Below are 16,188 nucleotides of genomic sequence, written 5' to 3'. Positions count from 1 at the left end.
ATGAGCCATGCCATGCCGTCGGCCATGTCTGCGAATTCTTCGCAAAGAAGCAGGCTTCAACTTCTTCCGTTATGCAGAAGTGAAGCCGATCAAACTTAATACGCTACAGATGACCCTCCCAAAGGGAATTTAGATCGGCAATGGCTGTCAATGGGATCAAGACGATCAGCAGCTTATTTCGGACGGGCTGATGGTTCGAACACCCCACAAGACAAGGCCATCCGCGTGATTTGTTTATCTAAAATTGCACAGAGTCATCCTCCGGTCCGACATAGGCCGACGGCGACTCACTAAGGCAGGACAGCGCCGGGGTTCATGATGCCAAGCGGGTCCAGTGCCCCCTTGATGGCACGCATGGCGGCCAGCCGCACCGGATCGCCCCAACGCACAAGGTCAGACACCTTCAGCCGTCCGACGCCGTGCTCGGCTGAAAATGACCCGCCCCTTGTCACCACCATCTCGTGGATCATCCGGGACAGGTCGTGGCGGATGTCATCGTATTCCTCGCGCCTGCGTCCCTTGGCCGGGAACAGGTTGTAGTGCAGGTTGCCGTCACCCAGATGGCCAAAGCAATTGATGCGCATGTCGCCCTGCCCCTCAAGCACGGCCCCTGCATCCCTAATGAAATGTGCAACCTGCGAAAGGGGCAGGCTGATGTCATGGCTGGCAATCGCGCCGATATGACGGTTGGCCAGCGGGATATGCTCGCGCAGCGCCCAAAGGTCGGCGCCCTGTTGTCCCGATTGCGCAATGACGCCATCATGGACCAGTCCCGCTTCGCTGGCGACCAGGAACAATTCTTCAAGCGCGGCATCGGCGGGCAGGCCCGCTGGCAAACCGACCTCGATCAGAACCAGCCAATCCGGCCGCGTCGCGAAGGGTTGGCGCATGTCGGGAAAAGCGGCGTCAAGAAAATGGAGGCTTTGACCCGAGATCAGCTCGAACGCGGTCACCCCACCCGCCATGCGCCCCTGCGCCAGCGACAGCAGGGCCAATGCGGCGGCAGGGCTGTCCACGACCAGCATCGCAACCCCTACCTCGGCCGGCACGGGTGCCAGCACCAGTGAGGCCGCCGTGATGATGCCAAGCGTTCCTTCCGCCCCGATCAGCAAATCCCGCAGGTCATAGCCGGTGTTGTCCTTTCGCAGCCGCTTGAGGCCGCGCATCACCTCGCCCGAAGGCAGCACGGCCTCGATCCCCAGGCACAAGGCCCGCGCGTTGCCATAGCGCAGCACGTTCACGCCACCCGCATTTGTCGACAGCACTCCGCCAATCTGCGCCGACCCTTGCGAGGCCAGTGACAAAGGAAACTGGCGCCCTGCATCCGCCGCTGCCTGCCGCGCCTGCTGCAACGTCGTCCCCGATTCGGCAATCATCACGCCTTCATCGGCAAACACATCGCGAATGCGGGTCATCCGCTCCAGCGACAGGATCAGGGGCGCCGGGCCATCCGCCATGACCTGTCCCCCCACCAGCCCGGTGCCGCCGCCGCGGGGAACAACGGCGACACGGGCTTCGGCACAGGCACGTATGATGGCGGCGCATTCCTCGGTGTCCCGCGGCGCCGCGATCAGTCCGGCCTGCCCCAGGACGCGACCGCGCGGCTCCTCCAGATAGGACGGTGACGGGTCGCGCAGAACGCCCTGCGGCAAATGGGCGGCCAGTGCGGCATCGGCAGCGTTCAGTACCATCTCAGCGCACCTCGGTCTTGCCGCGCCGATCGCTGCGGAGGTTGGCAAACAGGACGTGGTTGCGCCAGCGCCCGTCGATCTGCAGATAGCTTTGGGCAACGCCCTCGTACTTGAAGCCGGATTTCTCCAGCACCCCCCGCGATGCGGCGTTTTCCGGCAGGCAAGCGGCCTCGATCCGGGACAGGTCCAGGTTCGTGAACGCGTGATGCACCAGCACCCCGATCGCTTCCCGCATATAGCCTTGGCGCGCAAAGGACTGGCCGATCCAATAGCCGATCGTCCCCGATTGCGCGGGACCGCGCCGGATGTTGTCCAGCGTGATCGCGCCCAGCAGCATTCCATCACGCCGCACCAGGAACAGCGGAAAGGCGGTCCCGGCCCTGCCGGAACGCGCCGCCCAATAGACCCGGTTCGTGAAGCTTTTCCGCGACAGGTGGTCGGGCGACCAGACCGGCTCCCACGGGACCAGGAAATCGCGGCTTTCGACGCGCAATGCGGTCCATGCGTGAAAATCGGAATGCATGGGCAGGCGCAGCACGATCCGTTCAGCCTCCAGCTGAAAGGGACGGCGCCGCGCCAGCATCATGCGGCAAGCCTTTCGGCCAGAGCCTCTCTGGACGGGGCGCCGTCAACCGGACCGTACAAGGCCAGCGCAGGACGTGCCCGTGCCAGCAATGCTTCGGCATGCAGGCGCACGTCGGCTGCGGTGACGGCCGCGATCTTTTCCGCCACTTCGGCCGGATCCGGCACGCGGCCCCAGATTGCCAGGCTGCGGGCCATGCGTTCGGCCTGACCCGAGGGGCTCTCCAGCCCCATCAGCAAACCCGCCCGCAACTGCGCCTTGGCGCGGGCGATCTCGGCCTCGGACATGTCCTCGGCCGCGCGCTTGATCTCGTCGATGGTGAGGGTGGCCAGATCGGACAGATCCTCGGCCCCGGTTCCCGCATAGATCGTCAGCATGCCGGTATCGTCGTGAAAGCCCGACTGCGCAAAGATCGTGTAGCAAAGGCCACGTTCCTCGCGGATCTTCTGGAACAGGCGCGAGGACATGCCCCCGCCAAGGGCGGAGGAAAAGATCTGCGCGGCATAGAAATCAGGCGCCAGATAACCCGGCCCTTCAAGCGCCAGCGCAAAATGGGCTTGCTCCAGCGGCTTGACCTGCCGCGTTTCCAGCCCCTGCCACCGCGCGATTTCCCGCGGCGCCTGCGTCACCGGCTTCAGGTGACCCAGCACCTTTTCGGCCAGCCGCACGATGCGGTCGTGATCGACCGCCCCTGCCGCCGCCACGACCATCTGCCCGGGGCCATAATTTTCAGCCACGAAGCCTGACAGATCCGCGCGGCCAAAGCTGCTGACGCGCTCGGCCGGGCCCAGGATGGTGCGACCCATCGGCTGGTCGGGATAGGCCGCCTCTTGCAGCCAGTCGAAGATGATGTCGTCGGGCGTATCTATGGATTGCCCGATTTCTTGCAGGATGACGCCCCGCTCGACCTCGATCTCGCGCGGGTCGAAGACCGGGTTCAGGACGATGTCGCTGATCACGTCAAAGGCCAGATCGACGTCATCCTCCAGCACGCGGACATAATAGGCCGTCGCATCGCGTGACGTATAGGCATTGATATAGCCGCCCACATCCTCGATCGCCTCGGCAATCTGCAGGGCGGTGCGCGTGGCGGTGCCCTTGAAGGCCATGTGTTCGAGGAAATGGGCGATGCCGTTCTGTTCGGCACGTTCATTGCGGCCGCCGGCACTGACCCAGATGCCCAGGGCTGCGGAATGCAGCCCCGGCATCTGGCGGGTGACGATCGACAATCCGTTGGAAAGGGTGGTCAGGCGCGGGGTGGGATCTTGGCTCACTGGGTCCTCCGGTCGAGGATCAGCGATTTAAGCGCCTCGGCATCGTTTTCAATACGTGTCACACGTTCGGGCAGATCGAAAAGGTCGGCCATATGCGGCGGCAGGCCGGGGCGCAGACCGATGGCCCGTTCAACCGCGTCGGGGAACTTGGCCGGATGCGCCGTTGCCAGCGTCACCATCGGCACGCCCGCCTCCAGGTGCCGCTGTGCCACGGCGACGCCGATGGCGCTGTGCGGACACAGGATCTCGCCCGTTGCCGTGCGAATGGCACGGATCGTTTCCAGCGTTTCATCCTCGCTGACGCGGCCCGAGCGATACTGCTCGCGCAGCGCTTCCAGCGCGCCCTGGCTGATGGTGAAGCCGCCGTTCTTCAGCTCATCCATCAGCTGGCGGATCGCGCCGGCATCCCCGTCATAGGCCAAATACAGCGCCCGTTCGAAATTCGAGCTGACCTGAATGTCCATCGACGGGCTGATCGACGGCTCGACCTGACCGGTCCGGTATTCGCCTTGCGTCAGCGCGCGGTGCAGGATGTCGTTCTGGTTCGTGGCAACAATCAGTCGGCGGATTGGCAGGCCCATCTGGCGTGCGATGCTGCCCGCAAAGATGTCGCCGAAATTGCCCGTCGGGACGCTGAAATCCGTGGGACGCATGCCAAGGCTGGCACAGGCGGTAAAGTAATAAACGATCTGCGCAACAACGCGGGCCCAGTTGATGCTGTTGACACCCGCCAACCCGACCCGGTCGCGGAAATCGTGATCGTTGAACAGATCCTTGAGCCGCGCCTGACAATCGTCGAAATGCCCGGTCACCGCCAGCGCATGGACATTGGCGGCAGGTGGCGTGGTCATCTGGCGACGCTGCACCTCGGACACGCGGCCATGGGGATACATGATGAACACATCCACGTTGTCGATGCCGCGAAAGGCCTCGATGGCGGCGGACCCGGTGTCGCCGGATGTGGCACCCACGATGGTGATCCGCTGTCCCGACCGCGTCAGCGCGATCTGGAACAGCTGCGCGATCAGCTGCATCGCAAAGTCCTTGAAGGCCAGCGTCGGCCCGTGGAACAGTTCCAGCAGATGGTGGCCGGGGGCCAGCTGCACCAGCGGCGCGCGGGCGTCATGGGCGATGCGCGCGTAGGCGCGGTCGATGGCGCCCCGCAGTTCCTCATCGGTGAAACTGTCGCCCGTGAAGGGACGCACCACGCGAAAGGCGACTTCCTCGTAGGGCAGCCCGTCCAGCTGATCCAGCCCGTCAAAGGCCGGGATGGTTTCAGGCAGATACAGCCCGCCGTCGCGCGCCAGCCCCGACAGCATGGCCTGTTCAAAGTTCAGCACCGGGGCCTGGCCCCGCGTCGAGACGTAACGCATCGGAATTCCTTCAGTAGCTGCGCTGCCTGATACGCCAGATCAGGGCCAGTGTCATCACCGCCCAGGTGGCCGCGATCAGGAACCACTGGATGGCATAGGACAGGTGATTGTTGGGTACGCCCTCGACGGCAACGGGGATAGGCTCGGCGCCCTGGTTGTCGCCTTCGACAAAGCTTGCGACCACGAGAACGGGCTGGGTGTCCAGCTGTTCGGCCATGGCGCCGACGTCGCGGGCGAACCAGATGTTTTCCTCGAGATTGGGAGCTGGCGTCGAACTGCTCGCGTCCTGCGGCCAGTGCAGGTTGCCCCGGACCGTCAGGCGGACCGGTTGACGTTCGACCCGGCGCGCTTCTTGCGGGACAAAGCCTCGGTCCAGCAGGATTGCCCGCCCGTCATCGGTGACAAAGCGCGACACGATCTGGTAACCGCCTCCCTGCTCTCGCGTGTGGGACAGCACGTCGATCTCGTCCCCCGTGGTGGTACCGCTGACGGTCACCGGCAGGTACTTCATCGACGGATCCACCTGCGCAGGCAGGGGCACGGGTTCAGCGTCTATCCCGGCCCTGATCTCGTCCAGCATTCCTTCCTTCCAAGCGAGGCGATCCAGCTGCCACAACCCCAGCTGGACCAGAACGGTGCAGCCGATGATGCCGAGGATCAGGGGGAACAGATAGCGGCGCATGAGAACGGTCCTGCGGGGGCAACGAAAAACGCGCGGAGGATGCCCCCGCGCGCTCTGGTCGGCAGATGGCGGGGATCAGCTGCCCCAGACATAAATGAGCGCAAACAGCACCAACCAGATCACGTCCACGAAGTGCCAGTACCAGGCAGCAGCCTCGAAGCCGATGTGCTGGTCGCGGGTCATCTGGCCCTTCATGAAGCGGATCAGGCAGACGGCCAGAAAGATCGTGCCGATGACGACGTGCAGGCCGTGAAAGCCGGTGGCGATATAAAAGGCCGAGGCATAGGCCGTATCGGCCAGGCCAAAGGCAGCATGGCTGTATTCATAGGCCTGCAGACCGGTGAAGGCGATGCCCAGAGCCACGGCGACGGCCAGACCATTGATGGCCACCTTGCGATCGCCTTCATGTGCCCAGGCATGGTGGGCCCAAGTGACGGCCACGCCCGACAGCAGCAGGATCAGGGTGTTGATGAAAGGCAGGTGCCAGGGGTCAAAGGTTTCGATTCCCTCGGGTGGCCAGACGCCATCCACTGCGGGGCTTTGCTCGCCCATGGGATACAGGGCGTGCTTCGTGAAGTTCCAGAACAGCGTCGCGAACAGCATCGCTTCCGAGATCACGAAAAGGATGAAGCCGTATTGCAGTCCGAGGCGCACCACCGGGGTGTGGTCGCCCGACTCGGCCTCGCGGACCATGTCGGCCCACCAAGCAAAGGCGACATAGCAGGTCGCGATCAGGCCGATCGCGAACATCCAAGGCCCCGTGATCGGGGCACCGGCAACGGTGACTTCGCCGGTCATCCAGGCGACCGCGCCGAACAGCATGACGAAGACCGCCACCGAGGTGAGGAACGGCCAGACCGAGGCCGGAAGAATGTGGTAGTCGTGGTTCTTAGCGTGCGCCATGTCGGATCCCCGTCGGCTCCCTCGAATTCGTCTTAGTTGATGGTTTCGACCGGCGCCGTGTCAAGCGCAGCCTGCTTGGGCTCGGTCCGGTGGAAGGTATAGGACAGCGTGATGTCGCGGATATGTCCGGCATCGCTGTCCGTGACAAGTTCAGGATCGACATAAAAGCTGACCGGCATCTCGATCCGCTCGCCCGGTTGCAGGGTCTGCTCCGTAAAGCAGAAGCATTCGACCTTGATGAAGTAATAGCCTGCAACCTCGGGGGCGACGTTGTAGCTGGCAGTCCCGGTGAGGGGCTGATCGGTGTTGTTCACCGCTTCATAGAAGGCCAGTCCGTTCTCGCCGATCTTCATGTCCATGCGGTTCTGGACCGGACGGAAGGTCCAGCCGAGGTTGCTGTCCACATTGGCGTCGAAACGTACGCGCACGACCTCGTCCAGGATCACGTCCGAGCCTGTCTCGGCAACCTGGGTCGTGCCGCCAAAGCCGGTGACACGGCAGAACCAGTCGTAAAAGGGCACGGCAGCCCAAGCCAGCGCTCCCATGGTGACCACGACGCCCAGCAGCATGGCGACGGTGCGTCCTTCGGGGCCGAGGCGCTTCATCGCACGGTTTCCGCTGCAGGGGCGTGCATTCCAGCGGCGGTCGGATCGTTTTGGGCCGGGGTCACGGAAACTCGCGGCTGATGGTCGAAAGCTTCCATCATGTCGCCTTGCCGCACCTTGACCACCGTCAAGGCAAAGACTAGCGCGACAAAGGCCAGCAGCACCAGCCCCAGCCCGACATTGCGCGACCGCCGACGGCCGTGGATCTCGTGTTCCGTTCGAAGGGCCATCACCAGCCTCCCATCCACCCTTGCGCCAGAAGCGCCAGGAAATGCAGGAAAAGATAATACAGCGACAGTTTGAAGACGCGCCTTTCGACGGCATAGCCGTCCTCGCGCGCCTGATCCTCGTTCCGGCGAAGGATCTGCCAGCCGCCATGAATGAACGCTGCGTTCAGAACGACCGCCACCGCCATGTAGAGCGGCCCGCCGATCGATGTGAGGCCCAGCCCCAAGGCAAACGGCGCCAGAACCAGCGTATAGGCAAAGATGTGGCGCCGCGCCGCGCGGCGACCATGGGTCACGGTCAGCATCGGCACGCCGGCCTTGTGATAGTCTTCCTTCATGAACAGCGCCAGCGCCCAGAAATGGGGCGGAGTCCAGAAGAAGGTCAGGGAGAACATCAGAAGTGACTCAATGCTGATGCCACCCGTGGCGCAGGCCCAGCCGATCATCGGAGGAAAGGCCCCTGCCGCGCCACCGATCACGATGTTCTGGGGGGTCCAGCGTTTTAGCCAGACCGTATAGATGACAGCATAGAAAAAGATGGTGAAGGCCAGGAAGCCCGCAGCGAACCAGTTCGCCACCAGACCCAGCATCATCACCGAGATGACCGAGAGAACGATTCCAAGGCCCAGGGCCTCGGATCCGTCGACACGGCCGGACGGGATCGGACGGTTCTGGGTGCGGTTCATGATCGCGTCGATGTCGCGGTCATACCACATGTTCAGCGCACCCGAGGCGCCGCCACCCAGTGCGATGAACAGGATCGAGCAGAAGGCGATGAAGGGATGGACATCGACAGGCGCAACCCAAAGGCCGACAAAGGCCGTGAAGACCACCAACGACATGACGCGCGGCTTGAGCAGCGCGACATAGTCGCCGAATTCGGCCTCGGGGGCTGTCTCGTATGCGTTGATATCGGTCATCGCACCTTCAATCGGTTTGCCTGGGTCGGGACGACTGCCCCGACCTCGGTCTTGGCTGCGGTTCAGTCGACGCGGGCCAGGGTGACTTCGGCCTCGGGGGCCAGGCTGGCCGTCTGCGGCTCGGCCTCACCCAAGGTGCCGCCCTGCTCGGCCACCCATGCGGCATAAACCTCAGGGCTGACGGCCTTCACGACGATCGGCATATAGGCGTGGTTGATCCCGCACAGTTCATAGCACTGTCCGAAATAGGTACCCTCCTGCTCGACTGCAAACCATGCCTGGGCAATCCGGCCTGGAACGGCATCCTGCTTGACGGCAAAGGCCGGAACCGACCACGAATGGATCACGTCGCCGCCCGTCACCTGCAGCAGCACGGTCTGCCCCACAGGCACCACGACGGCACTGTCGGTCGCCAGCAGATATTCGTCCGGCTGATAGCCGTAATCCGCCAGTTCTTCTTCGGGCAGGATCAGCGAGTCGAAGGCAATCCCGTTGTCGGGGTATTCATAGGACCAGTACCACTGATGGCCCGTCACCTTGATCACCACGTCCGGATCGGCAGGCATTTCCTGACTGCGGAACAGGATCGGCAGCGAGAAGGCCCCGATCGCCACCAGAATCAGCACCGGACCCAGGGTCCAGCCGATCTCCAAGGGTGTGTTGTGCGTGAACCGGGCCGGAACCGGGTTCGACCGCGAATTGAACCGGAAGATCACGATCAACAGAAGAATGCAGACAAACGCCGTGATGACCGTGATGAGGATCAGCACGTAATGGTCCAGCCATTGCTGGTCACGCGCCAACTCGGTCGAGGGCGGCTGAAAGCCCGTTGCCCCGTTTTGAGGTTTGCCGATCGTGGGCAACTCGCCCAGAACACCCTGCGCCATTGCAGCCCCGGCCAACATGCCCGCGGTTGCGAACCCCGTAGCTGCCGCGACTGCACCGCGAATCATCGCTCTTGCCATCATTCCATCCCGTTGCGTTGGCCCGACCTCAATGGCCGCGGGGGCCGCCGGGAGGCTGCCCCTTTTCCTTTCACAGTGACCGTTCTATGACCATATCTCGCCCCTACGGGCAAGACATACCTACAGCATTTCCGGCCAAAGAGGGAACGCGACCCGCTGCCGCGCCCCGTGTTTCGGTCCTGCTGACGCCCCCTGCCGCCAGGAGACCTGCATGAGCCGTACCCCCTTCGACCCTTTCGCCGCGGACCTCGACCGCGATCTTGCCCTGCAGATCCTGCGCAATGCGCTGCAGGGCGCCGATGACGGCGAACTGTTTCTGGAGCGCAACCAGTCGGAAACCCTTGTCTTCGACGACGGGCGGCTGCGTAATTCCAGCTTCATGGCAGGCCAGGGGTTCGGTCTTCGTGCCGTGTGCGGCGAGGTCAGCGGTTATGCCCATTCGACCGAGATTTCTGCGCCGGCGTTGCAGCGCGCGGCCGAGACCGCCCGGCTGGCCATCGGTGCGGGCAAGGCCGTGCTGGCCCCGGCCTCGGCCATGCAGCCCGTGAACCTTTATCCGGCCATCGATCCCGCCGAGGATATTTCCGTCGCCCGCCGCATCGCCCTGCTGCGCGAAATCGACGATTATGCCCGTGCGCTGGACCCGCGGGTGGTGCAGGTCACCGTGTCGATCGGCAGCAGCCTGCAGGAGGTCGCGATCCTGCGTCCCGAAGGCGCCCTGGCCGCCGATACCCGCCCCATGACGCGACTGAATGTCGCGGTCATCGTGGAAAACAACGACCGCCGCGAAAGCGGCAGCGCGGGCGGCGGCGGACGACATGCGCTGGACATGCTGATGCAGCCGGACCATTGGCGCGGCCTTGTGGACGAGGCGCTGCGCATCGCGCTGGTCAACCTGCGCTCCGTTCCGGCGCCTGCGGGGGTCATGGATGTCGTTCTGGGGCCGGGCTGGCCGGGGATCCTGCTGCATGAGGCCGTGGGCCATGGCCTGGAAGGCGATTTCAACCGCAAGAAGGCCAGCGCCTTTGCGGGACTGCTGGGCCAGCGCGTGGCGGCACCCGGCGTGACGGTGGTCGATGACGGCACCCTGCCCGGCCGCCGCGGCAGCATCAACATCGACGACGAGGGCACGCCCCCCGCCCGCAATGTCCTGATCGAGGACGGCATCCTGACCGGCTACATGCAGGACCGCCAGAACGCGCGGCTGATGGGGGTGGCCCCCACCGGCAACGGGCGGCGCGAAAGCTTTGCACATGTGCCGATGCCGCGCATGACCAACACCTACATGCCGGGTGGCGATGCCGATCCCGCCGCCATTCTGGCCGATCTGCGCGACGGCATCTATGCCGTGGGCTTCGGCGGCGGTCAGGTGGACATCACCAACGGCAAGTTCGTGTTTTCCTGCACCGAGGCCTATCGCGTCAGGAACGGCGTGGTCGAGGAGCCGATCCGCGGCGCGACCCTGATCGGCGACGGTGCGACGGCATTGCAGCAGGTCCGGGCCATCGGCAACGACATGGCGCTGGATCCGGGCATCGGCAATTGTGGCAAGCAAGGCCAGTGGGTGCCGGTGGGCGTGGGACAACCGACGCTGCTGATCGGCGGGCTGACGGTCGGAGGCTCGACCGCCTGACCGCATCAACCGGTTGTTAACCTTTGCCGGCTAACCCCTGATGCGGAACCGGCGGAGGTGACGATGGACAGCAGGCTTGCAACGCAGGGACATCGGCCCGTCACGGAGGACGATGATCTGGCCGTGCTGCGGCTGATCCGCTCGCGCCGCGTGGGGCCGGCCACGTTTCACCGCCTGATCGCGGAACATGGCTCGGCCGGGGCGGCGCTGGCGGCGCTGCCCGTGATCGCTGCCAAGGCGGGAATGTCGGGCTATACCGCCTGTCCCGAAGGCGTCGCGCTGGCCGAACTGGCGGCAGGCCGGCGCGCGGGAGCGCGGATGATCCGCATCGATTCGCCCGACTATCCGCCTGCCCTTGCCGAAATCGACACTGCGCCGCCCATCCTGTGGGTGCGCGGCGATCCTGCGTGGCTGTCCCGCGACGTGATCGCGGTGATCGGCGCCCGCAACGCTTCGTCTCTGGGGCTGCGCATGGCGCGCGGCCTGGCCGCCGGTCTGGGCGAGGCGGGCTATGTCGTGGCCGCCGGGCTGGCGCGGGGCATCGACACCGCCGCCCACAGTGCCACCCTGATAACGGGAACGATCGCCGTGATGGCGGGCGGGATCGATATGATCTATCCGGCCGAGAACGCGCATCTGGCCTCGCAGATCGCGGAAGGGGGGGTGCTGGTGTCGGAACAGCCTCCGGGCACCGAACCCGCCGCACGCCATTTTCCGACCCGCAACCGGATCGTTTCGGGCCTGTCGCGGGCCGTTGTGGTGATCGAGGCGGCACACCAGTCCGGCACGCTGATCACCGCCAAGAACGCCTTGGACCAGGGGCGCGAGGTGATGGCGGTTCCCGGCCATCCGATGGACGCACGCGCCTCGGGGTGCAACGCCCTGATCCGCGACGGGGCGACGCTGGTGCGCAACGCGGCCGATGTGTCCCAGGCGCTGGCCGATATCCGCCAGCCCCTGCTGACCGAGGCGCCGCCTCGCCAAAGGCGCAGCAGCATTGCGCCGCCGGTTCAGCCCCTCGCGCCGGAACGTTGCGATACGGACAGTGCCGTGTCGCTGGAGGCGCGCATCCTGTCGCGCCTTTCCCCCTCGCCCACCGAGGAAAACGACGTGATCCGCGATCTCGGCGTTTCTGCGGCCCTCGCCAGCGCGGCGATCCTGTCGCTGGAACTGCAGGGGCATGTCACGCGCCTGGCCGGGGGACGCCTTGCCCTGACGTGACCCGCCTGTCTGTCGGTCACCGGTGCGTGATCAACAGCCGCGCTGCCGGTCTGCCGATCCCGCCCCCCGTTGACAGCGCGCCGCGCCGCACCCATGTTGCCGCCCCATTGCAGCTTCCCGAGGTTCTCATGCCAGTCGTCGTCGTCGAATCCCCGGCCAAGGCCAAGACAATCGAGAAATACCTCGGCGGAAATTACCGCGTTCTGGCCAGTTTCGGTCATGTCCGGGACCTGCCGCCCAAGGATGGCAGCGTCGATCCCGACCAGGATTTCGACATGAAGTGGGAGGTCGCGGCCGACAGCAAGAAGCACCTCAAGGCGATCAAGGATGCGCTGAAGGACGACCAGAACCTGATCCTGGCCACCGACCCCGACCGCGAGGGCGAGGCGATCAGCTGGCACCTGCTGGAAGCCCTGCAACCGGCCCTGAAGAAGGGCAGCGACGTCAGCCGCGTGACCTTCAACGCCATCACCAAGGCCGCCGTGACCGAGGCGATGGGCAAACCGCGCCAGATCGACCAGCCGCTGGTCGATGCCTATCTGGCGCGGCGTGCGCTGGACTATCTGGTAGGCTTCAACCTGTCGCCGGTGCTGTGGCGCAAGCTGCCCGGGGCCAAGTCGGCCGGCCGGGTGCAATCCGTCTGCCTGCGCCTGATCGTCGACCGCGAGATGGAGATCGAGGCCTTCAAGGCGCGCGAATACTGGTCGGTCCATGCACGGCTGGCGACGCCGGGCGGCGAGGAATACGATGCAACGCTGGTCCAGCTGGCCGGCAAGCGGCTGGAGCGTTTCGATCTGGCCACTGCCGAACAAGCCGCCATGGCCGTCAGTGCCGTCGCCAGCCGCGACCTCGGGGTTTCCAGCGTTTCGGCCAAGCCTGCGACCCGCAACCCCTGGCCGCCCTTCATGACTTCGACCCTGCAGCAGGAAGCCAGCCGCAAGATGGGCATGGGCGCCAAGGCCTGCATGTCTGCCGCACAGCGGTTGTATGAGGCCGGTCTGATCACCTATATGCGGACCGACGGCATCGACATGGCCCCCGAGGCCGTGATGGCCGCGCGTGACGCCATCAAGGCCAAGTTCGGCGAGAAATACCTGCCGAAGTCCCCGCGCATGTACAAGAACAAGGCCAAGAATGCGCAGGAAGCGCATGAATGCATCCGGCCGACCGACATGATGATGTCGCCCGACCAGCTGAAACTGGGGGCCGACGACCAGCGCAAGCTTTATGATCTGATCTGGAAGCGGACCATCGCCAGCCAGATGGAAGCGGCCCGGATGGAGCGGACCACGGTCGAGATCGCCAGCCCGGACAACCAGGTCGGCCTGCGGGCCACGGGCCAGGTGATGCTGTTCGACGGCTTTCTGCGGGTTTATGATCAGGGGCGTGACGATGACGAGGGCGAGGACAGTGCCCGCCTCCCTGCCATTACCGAGGGCGAGGTGGCCCGCCTTGTGGGCCAGGCCTTCACTGCCGAATTTGCAAAGGCCAAGGAAAAGGGCGACCCGCTGCCCAACGCGCTTAAGGGCCAGCGTGCCGCGCCCGGCCTTTTGATGAACGATGCGGCCCAGGTCGCCGCGCGCCAGCATTTCACACAGCCCCCGCCCCGCTATACCGAGGCCACGCTGGTCAAGCGCATGGAGGAACTGGGCATCGGCCGGCCTTCGACCTATGCCAGCATCGTGACGACGATTCAGGACCGCGACTATGTCCGCAAGGACAAGAACCGCCTGATCCCCGAGGACAAGGGCCGTCTGGTCACGATCTTTCTGCTGAAATACTTTCCGCGCTATGTCAGCTATGACTTCACCGCCGATCTGGAAACGGAACTGGACGAGATCAGCGCCGGCGACCGCATGTGGCGCGAAGTCCTCGGCCGCTTCTGGAAGGATTTTTCCAAGGCGCTGGAGGGCACCTCCGAACTGCGCATCACCGAAGTGCTGGAGGCCATCGACGATGCCTTGGCCCCCCATCTGTATCCGCCGCGTGCGGATGGCGGCGATCCCCGGATCTGCCCGCTTTGCAATGCGGGACGGTTGAACCTGAAAACGGCACGCTCGGGCGGGGCCTTCATCGGCTGCACGAACTATCCGGAATGCCGCTATACCCGACCCCTTTCGGCACCCGACGGCGAAGAACCCGTGGGCGACCGCGTGCTGGGCGAGGATGGGGGCGAGCCGATCAGCCTCAAGACCGGGCGCTTCGGCCCCTATGTCCAGCGCGGAGAAGCGACCGAGGACAACCCCAAGCCGGCCCGCGCCTCCATCCCGAAAGGCTGGGACGCAGCCACCATCGACCTGGAAAAGGCGCTGCAGCTGCTGGCCCTGCCGCGGCCTGTCGGTCCCCATCCCGAGGACGGCGTGCTGATCGAAGCGGGGATCGGCCGCTTTGGCCCTTATGTCAAACACGGTTCCAAATACGCCAACATCGCAGATGTGGACGAAGTTTTCACCATCGGCATGAACCGGGCGGTCGAGGTTCTGGCGGCCAAGCAGACGCGCGGCCGTGCCGCCGCTGCGGCGCCCTTACGCGAGATGGGGGACCATCCGGATGGAGGACCCATCCAGGTGATGAGCGGCCGCTATGGCCCTTATGTCAAATGGAACAAGGTCAATGCCACGTTGCCGCGCGATGTTGGGCCCGAGGACCTGACGGTCGAGCAGGCGCTGGAACTGATCGCCGCCAAGGCGGCCAAATCGCCCGCCAAGACCAGTAGAAAGCCTGCGCCCAAGAAGACGGCGTCCAAGGCGGCCGACAAGAAACCGGGTGCCAAGAAGGCCCCCGCCAAGGCCGCCGCGGCCAAGAAGCCGGCAGCAAAAAAGCCAGCCAAGAAGGCCGAGGACTGATCATTCCGCCGCAGCCCTTTGCGCCGCCTCCTCAAAGGCGCGTTGCAAAGGGCTGCGTGCCGGTTTCGGCGCAGGATCGTGTCCAGCAGATCGGGCGAGTAAGCAGCGACCAGTCGAGCCGCCTGCAGCAGATGCGCAAAGCTGTCGGCCGCCAGCCGGGTCGGCAGTGGTCCCAACTGCGCCAAACTGTGTTCGATCAGATGGGTCCGCCCCACCGCCATGTCACGATCCTGTGCCTCGGGCATGGTGACAACAATCCGTATTCCCCGCCGCGGCATCGTCCCAATCCGTCGAGGAGCAGTGCCGCGCAAGAGACATTAGGCAATGCGCCGCCCTTCAAGGCCATTGGCGGCACCTTGCGGACAAAACAGGGGATGCGGGGCGATCAGTTGCACATGCTGCGGCAGGATCTGCTGCATCAGCAGCGGGGGCTCTTCCTTGACGCAGGCAACGTCGATCACGACCCGACCCGAAAGCAGATGAGGAGCGATGTTCCGCAGCACGACCTTCATCTGCGACGAGGGAACCGCCCGGATGACCTGCCCTCGGCCGGCGCCGATTCCGCCGAGTGGGCCGAAGACAGGTCATTCGAGCAACGCTGTGGCTCACAGATCGGCAGATGCCTGTAGTCGCCAAGATGACGGGCATCAGCTGCCCAAAGGGGGCCAAAGCCGATGACGGATCCTGCGGGCCGGGACGAGGGGGTGACTTTTCAGGGCTCAAGGTCACTGGTCTGTCTGGTTCAACCGCCGAGGCCCTGCGCGATTGACATGGTCCTGCCCCTGCTATGTCAGCAGGCGGTCACAAATGGCAAAGGCGGCGCCAATAGGCTCATCTGCTCCTTTTGAAAACAGCTGCGGCAAGGTCAGGCGACCACCTGTGATTGACACGGCCATTGACGCAGGTGACAACTTGGGCCGACACGAGACATCTGAGGGCGGGAGGTTTGATGAAGAAGGTTTATGCAACTGCGGGCGAGGCTCTGGAGGGGGTCTTGCGGGACGGGATGACGATCGCGGCGGGCGGGTTCGGGCTGTGCGGCATTCCCGAACTGCTGATCGCGGCCATCCGCGATGCCGGAACGAAGGACCTGACGGTGGCGTCGAACAACGCCGGGGTGGACGACTTCGGCCTGGGCCTGCTGCTGCAAAGCCGCCAGATCCGCAAGATGATCTCCTCTTACGTGGGCGAGAACGCGGAGTTCATGCGCCAGTACCTGTCGGGCGAGCTGGAGCTGGAGTTCAACCCGCAGGGCACCCTGGCCG

The 16,188-nt window shown here is 64.7% G+C and carries 15 protein-coding genes; 4 read left to right on the top strand and 11 right to left on the bottom strand.

Annotation, left to right across the window (positions count from 1 at the left end; all coding sequences use genetic code 11):
* Nucleotides 1–290 precede the first annotated feature (290 nt).
* From ACLHHB_RS09920 to coxB, 10 genes are all read right to left on the bottom strand, one after another.
* Nucleotides 291–1,691, bottom strand: a complete 1,401-nt coding sequence (locus tag ACLHHB_RS09920; RefSeq protein WP_410218120.1) for an FAD-binding oxidoreductase — start codon at nucleotides 1,689–1,691, stop codon at nucleotides 291–293.
* A 1-nt stretch (nucleotide 1,692) separates the two neighbouring features.
* Complete coding sequence (locus ACLHHB_RS09915) at nucleotides 1,693–2,274, bottom strand: GNAT family N-acetyltransferase (protein ID WP_410218122.1); 582 nt, start codon at nucleotides 2,272–2,274, stop codon at nucleotides 1,693–1,695.
* A complete protein-coding gene (locus ACLHHB_RS09910; protein ID WP_410218119.1) occupies nucleotides 2,274–3,548 on the bottom strand; it encodes a M16 family metallopeptidase in 1,275 nt (424 codons plus the stop codon). Before ACLHHB_RS09910 ends, ACLHHB_RS09915 begins: the two co-directional genes overlap by 1 nt.
* Complete coding sequence (gene thrC, locus ACLHHB_RS09905) at nucleotides 3,545–4,921, bottom strand: threonine synthase (protein WP_410218118.1); 1,377 nt, start codon at nucleotides 4,919–4,921, stop codon at nucleotides 3,545–3,547. Before thrC ends, ACLHHB_RS09910 begins: the two co-directional genes overlap by 4 nt.
* A gap of 10 nt (nucleotides 4,922–4,931) precedes the next feature.
* On the bottom strand, nucleotides 4,932–5,603 hold the full coding sequence (locus ACLHHB_RS09900) for an SURF1 family protein (RefSeq protein WP_410218117.1): 672 nt from the start codon (nucleotides 5,601–5,603) through the stop codon (nucleotides 4,932–4,934).
* 75 nt (nucleotides 5,604–5,678) lie between these two features.
* The gene (locus tag ACLHHB_RS09895) at nucleotides 5,679–6,506 is read right to left on the bottom strand and encodes a cytochrome c oxidase subunit 3 (RefSeq protein ID WP_410218116.1); all 828 of its coding nucleotides are present in this window, start codon (nucleotides 6,504–6,506) and stop codon (nucleotides 5,679–5,681) included.
* Nucleotides 6,507–6,538: 32 nt separating this feature from the next.
* Nucleotides 6,539–7,111, bottom strand: coding sequence for a cytochrome c oxidase assembly protein (locus ACLHHB_RS09890; RefSeq protein ID WP_410218115.1), 573 nt, complete (start codon nucleotides 7,109–7,111; stop codon nucleotides 6,539–6,541).
* A complete protein-coding gene (locus ACLHHB_RS09885) occupies nucleotides 7,108–7,341 on the bottom strand; it encodes a hypothetical protein (RefSeq protein ID WP_410218114.1) in 234 nt (77 codons plus the stop codon). Before ACLHHB_RS09885 ends, ACLHHB_RS09890 begins: the two co-directional genes overlap by 4 nt.
* Nucleotides 7,341–8,258: a heme o synthase gene (gene cyoE / locus ACLHHB_RS09880; RefSeq protein ID WP_410218113.1), complete on the bottom strand. Its 918-nt coding sequence runs from the start codon at nucleotides 8,256–8,258 to the stop codon at nucleotides 7,341–7,343. Before cyoE ends, ACLHHB_RS09885 begins: the two co-directional genes overlap by 1 nt.
* 62 nt (nucleotides 8,259–8,320) lie before the next feature.
* Entirely contained in the window at nucleotides 8,321–9,226 is a 906-nt protein-coding gene (coxB, locus tag ACLHHB_RS09875) for a cytochrome c oxidase subunit II (RefSeq protein WP_410218112.1), read from the bottom strand.
* Nucleotides 9,227–9,434: 208 nt separating this feature from the next.
* On the opposite strand from coxB, the gene tldD reads away from it, so the two are divergent.
* The 3 genes from tldD to topA all read left to right on the top strand — a co-directional run bounded on the left by tldD (nucleotide 9,435) and on the right by topA (nucleotide 14,923).
* The gene (gene tldD / locus ACLHHB_RS09870) at nucleotides 9,435–10,856 is read left to right on the top strand and encodes a metalloprotease TldD (protein WP_410218111.1); all 1,422 of its coding nucleotides are present in this window, start codon (nucleotides 9,435–9,437) and stop codon (nucleotides 10,854–10,856) included.
* Nucleotides 10,857–10,919: 63 nt separating this feature from the next.
* Nucleotides 10,920–12,077, top strand: a complete 1,158-nt coding sequence (gene dprA / locus ACLHHB_RS09865; RefSeq protein WP_410218110.1) for a DNA-processing protein DprA — start codon at nucleotides 10,920–10,922, stop codon at nucleotides 12,075–12,077.
* A gap of 128 nt (nucleotides 12,078–12,205) precedes the next feature.
* Entirely contained in the window at nucleotides 12,206–14,923 is a 2,718-nt protein-coding gene (topA, locus tag ACLHHB_RS09860; RefSeq protein ID WP_410218121.1) for a type I DNA topoisomerase, read from the top strand.
* Between the two features lie 317 nt (nucleotides 14,924–15,240).
* Here the strand turns inward: topA and ACLHHB_RS09855 are convergent, their stop codons facing one another.
* On the bottom strand, nucleotides 15,241–15,435 hold the full coding sequence (locus tag ACLHHB_RS09855; RefSeq protein ID WP_410218109.1) for a prephenate dehydrogenase/arogenate dehydrogenase family protein: 195 nt from the start codon (nucleotides 15,433–15,435) through the stop codon (nucleotides 15,241–15,243).
* A 437-nt stretch (nucleotides 15,436–15,872) separates the two neighbouring features.
* Between ACLHHB_RS09855 and ACLHHB_RS09850 the strand changes: the two genes are divergently transcribed.
* The coding region (locus ACLHHB_RS09850) for a CoA transferase subunit A (protein ID WP_410218108.1) at nucleotides 15,873–16,188 on the top strand (316 nt) is incomplete at its 3' end.

Origin of the sequence: Paracoccus sp. (in: a-proteobacteria), from assembly GCF_046462195.1 — a bacterium.
Taxonomy (GTDB): domain Bacteria; phylum Pseudomonadota; class Alphaproteobacteria; order Rhodobacterales; family Rhodobacteraceae; genus Paracoccus.
The sequence above is the reverse complement of the archived record's forward strand: the minus strand, read 5'-3'. Positions and strand labels throughout refer to the sequence as shown.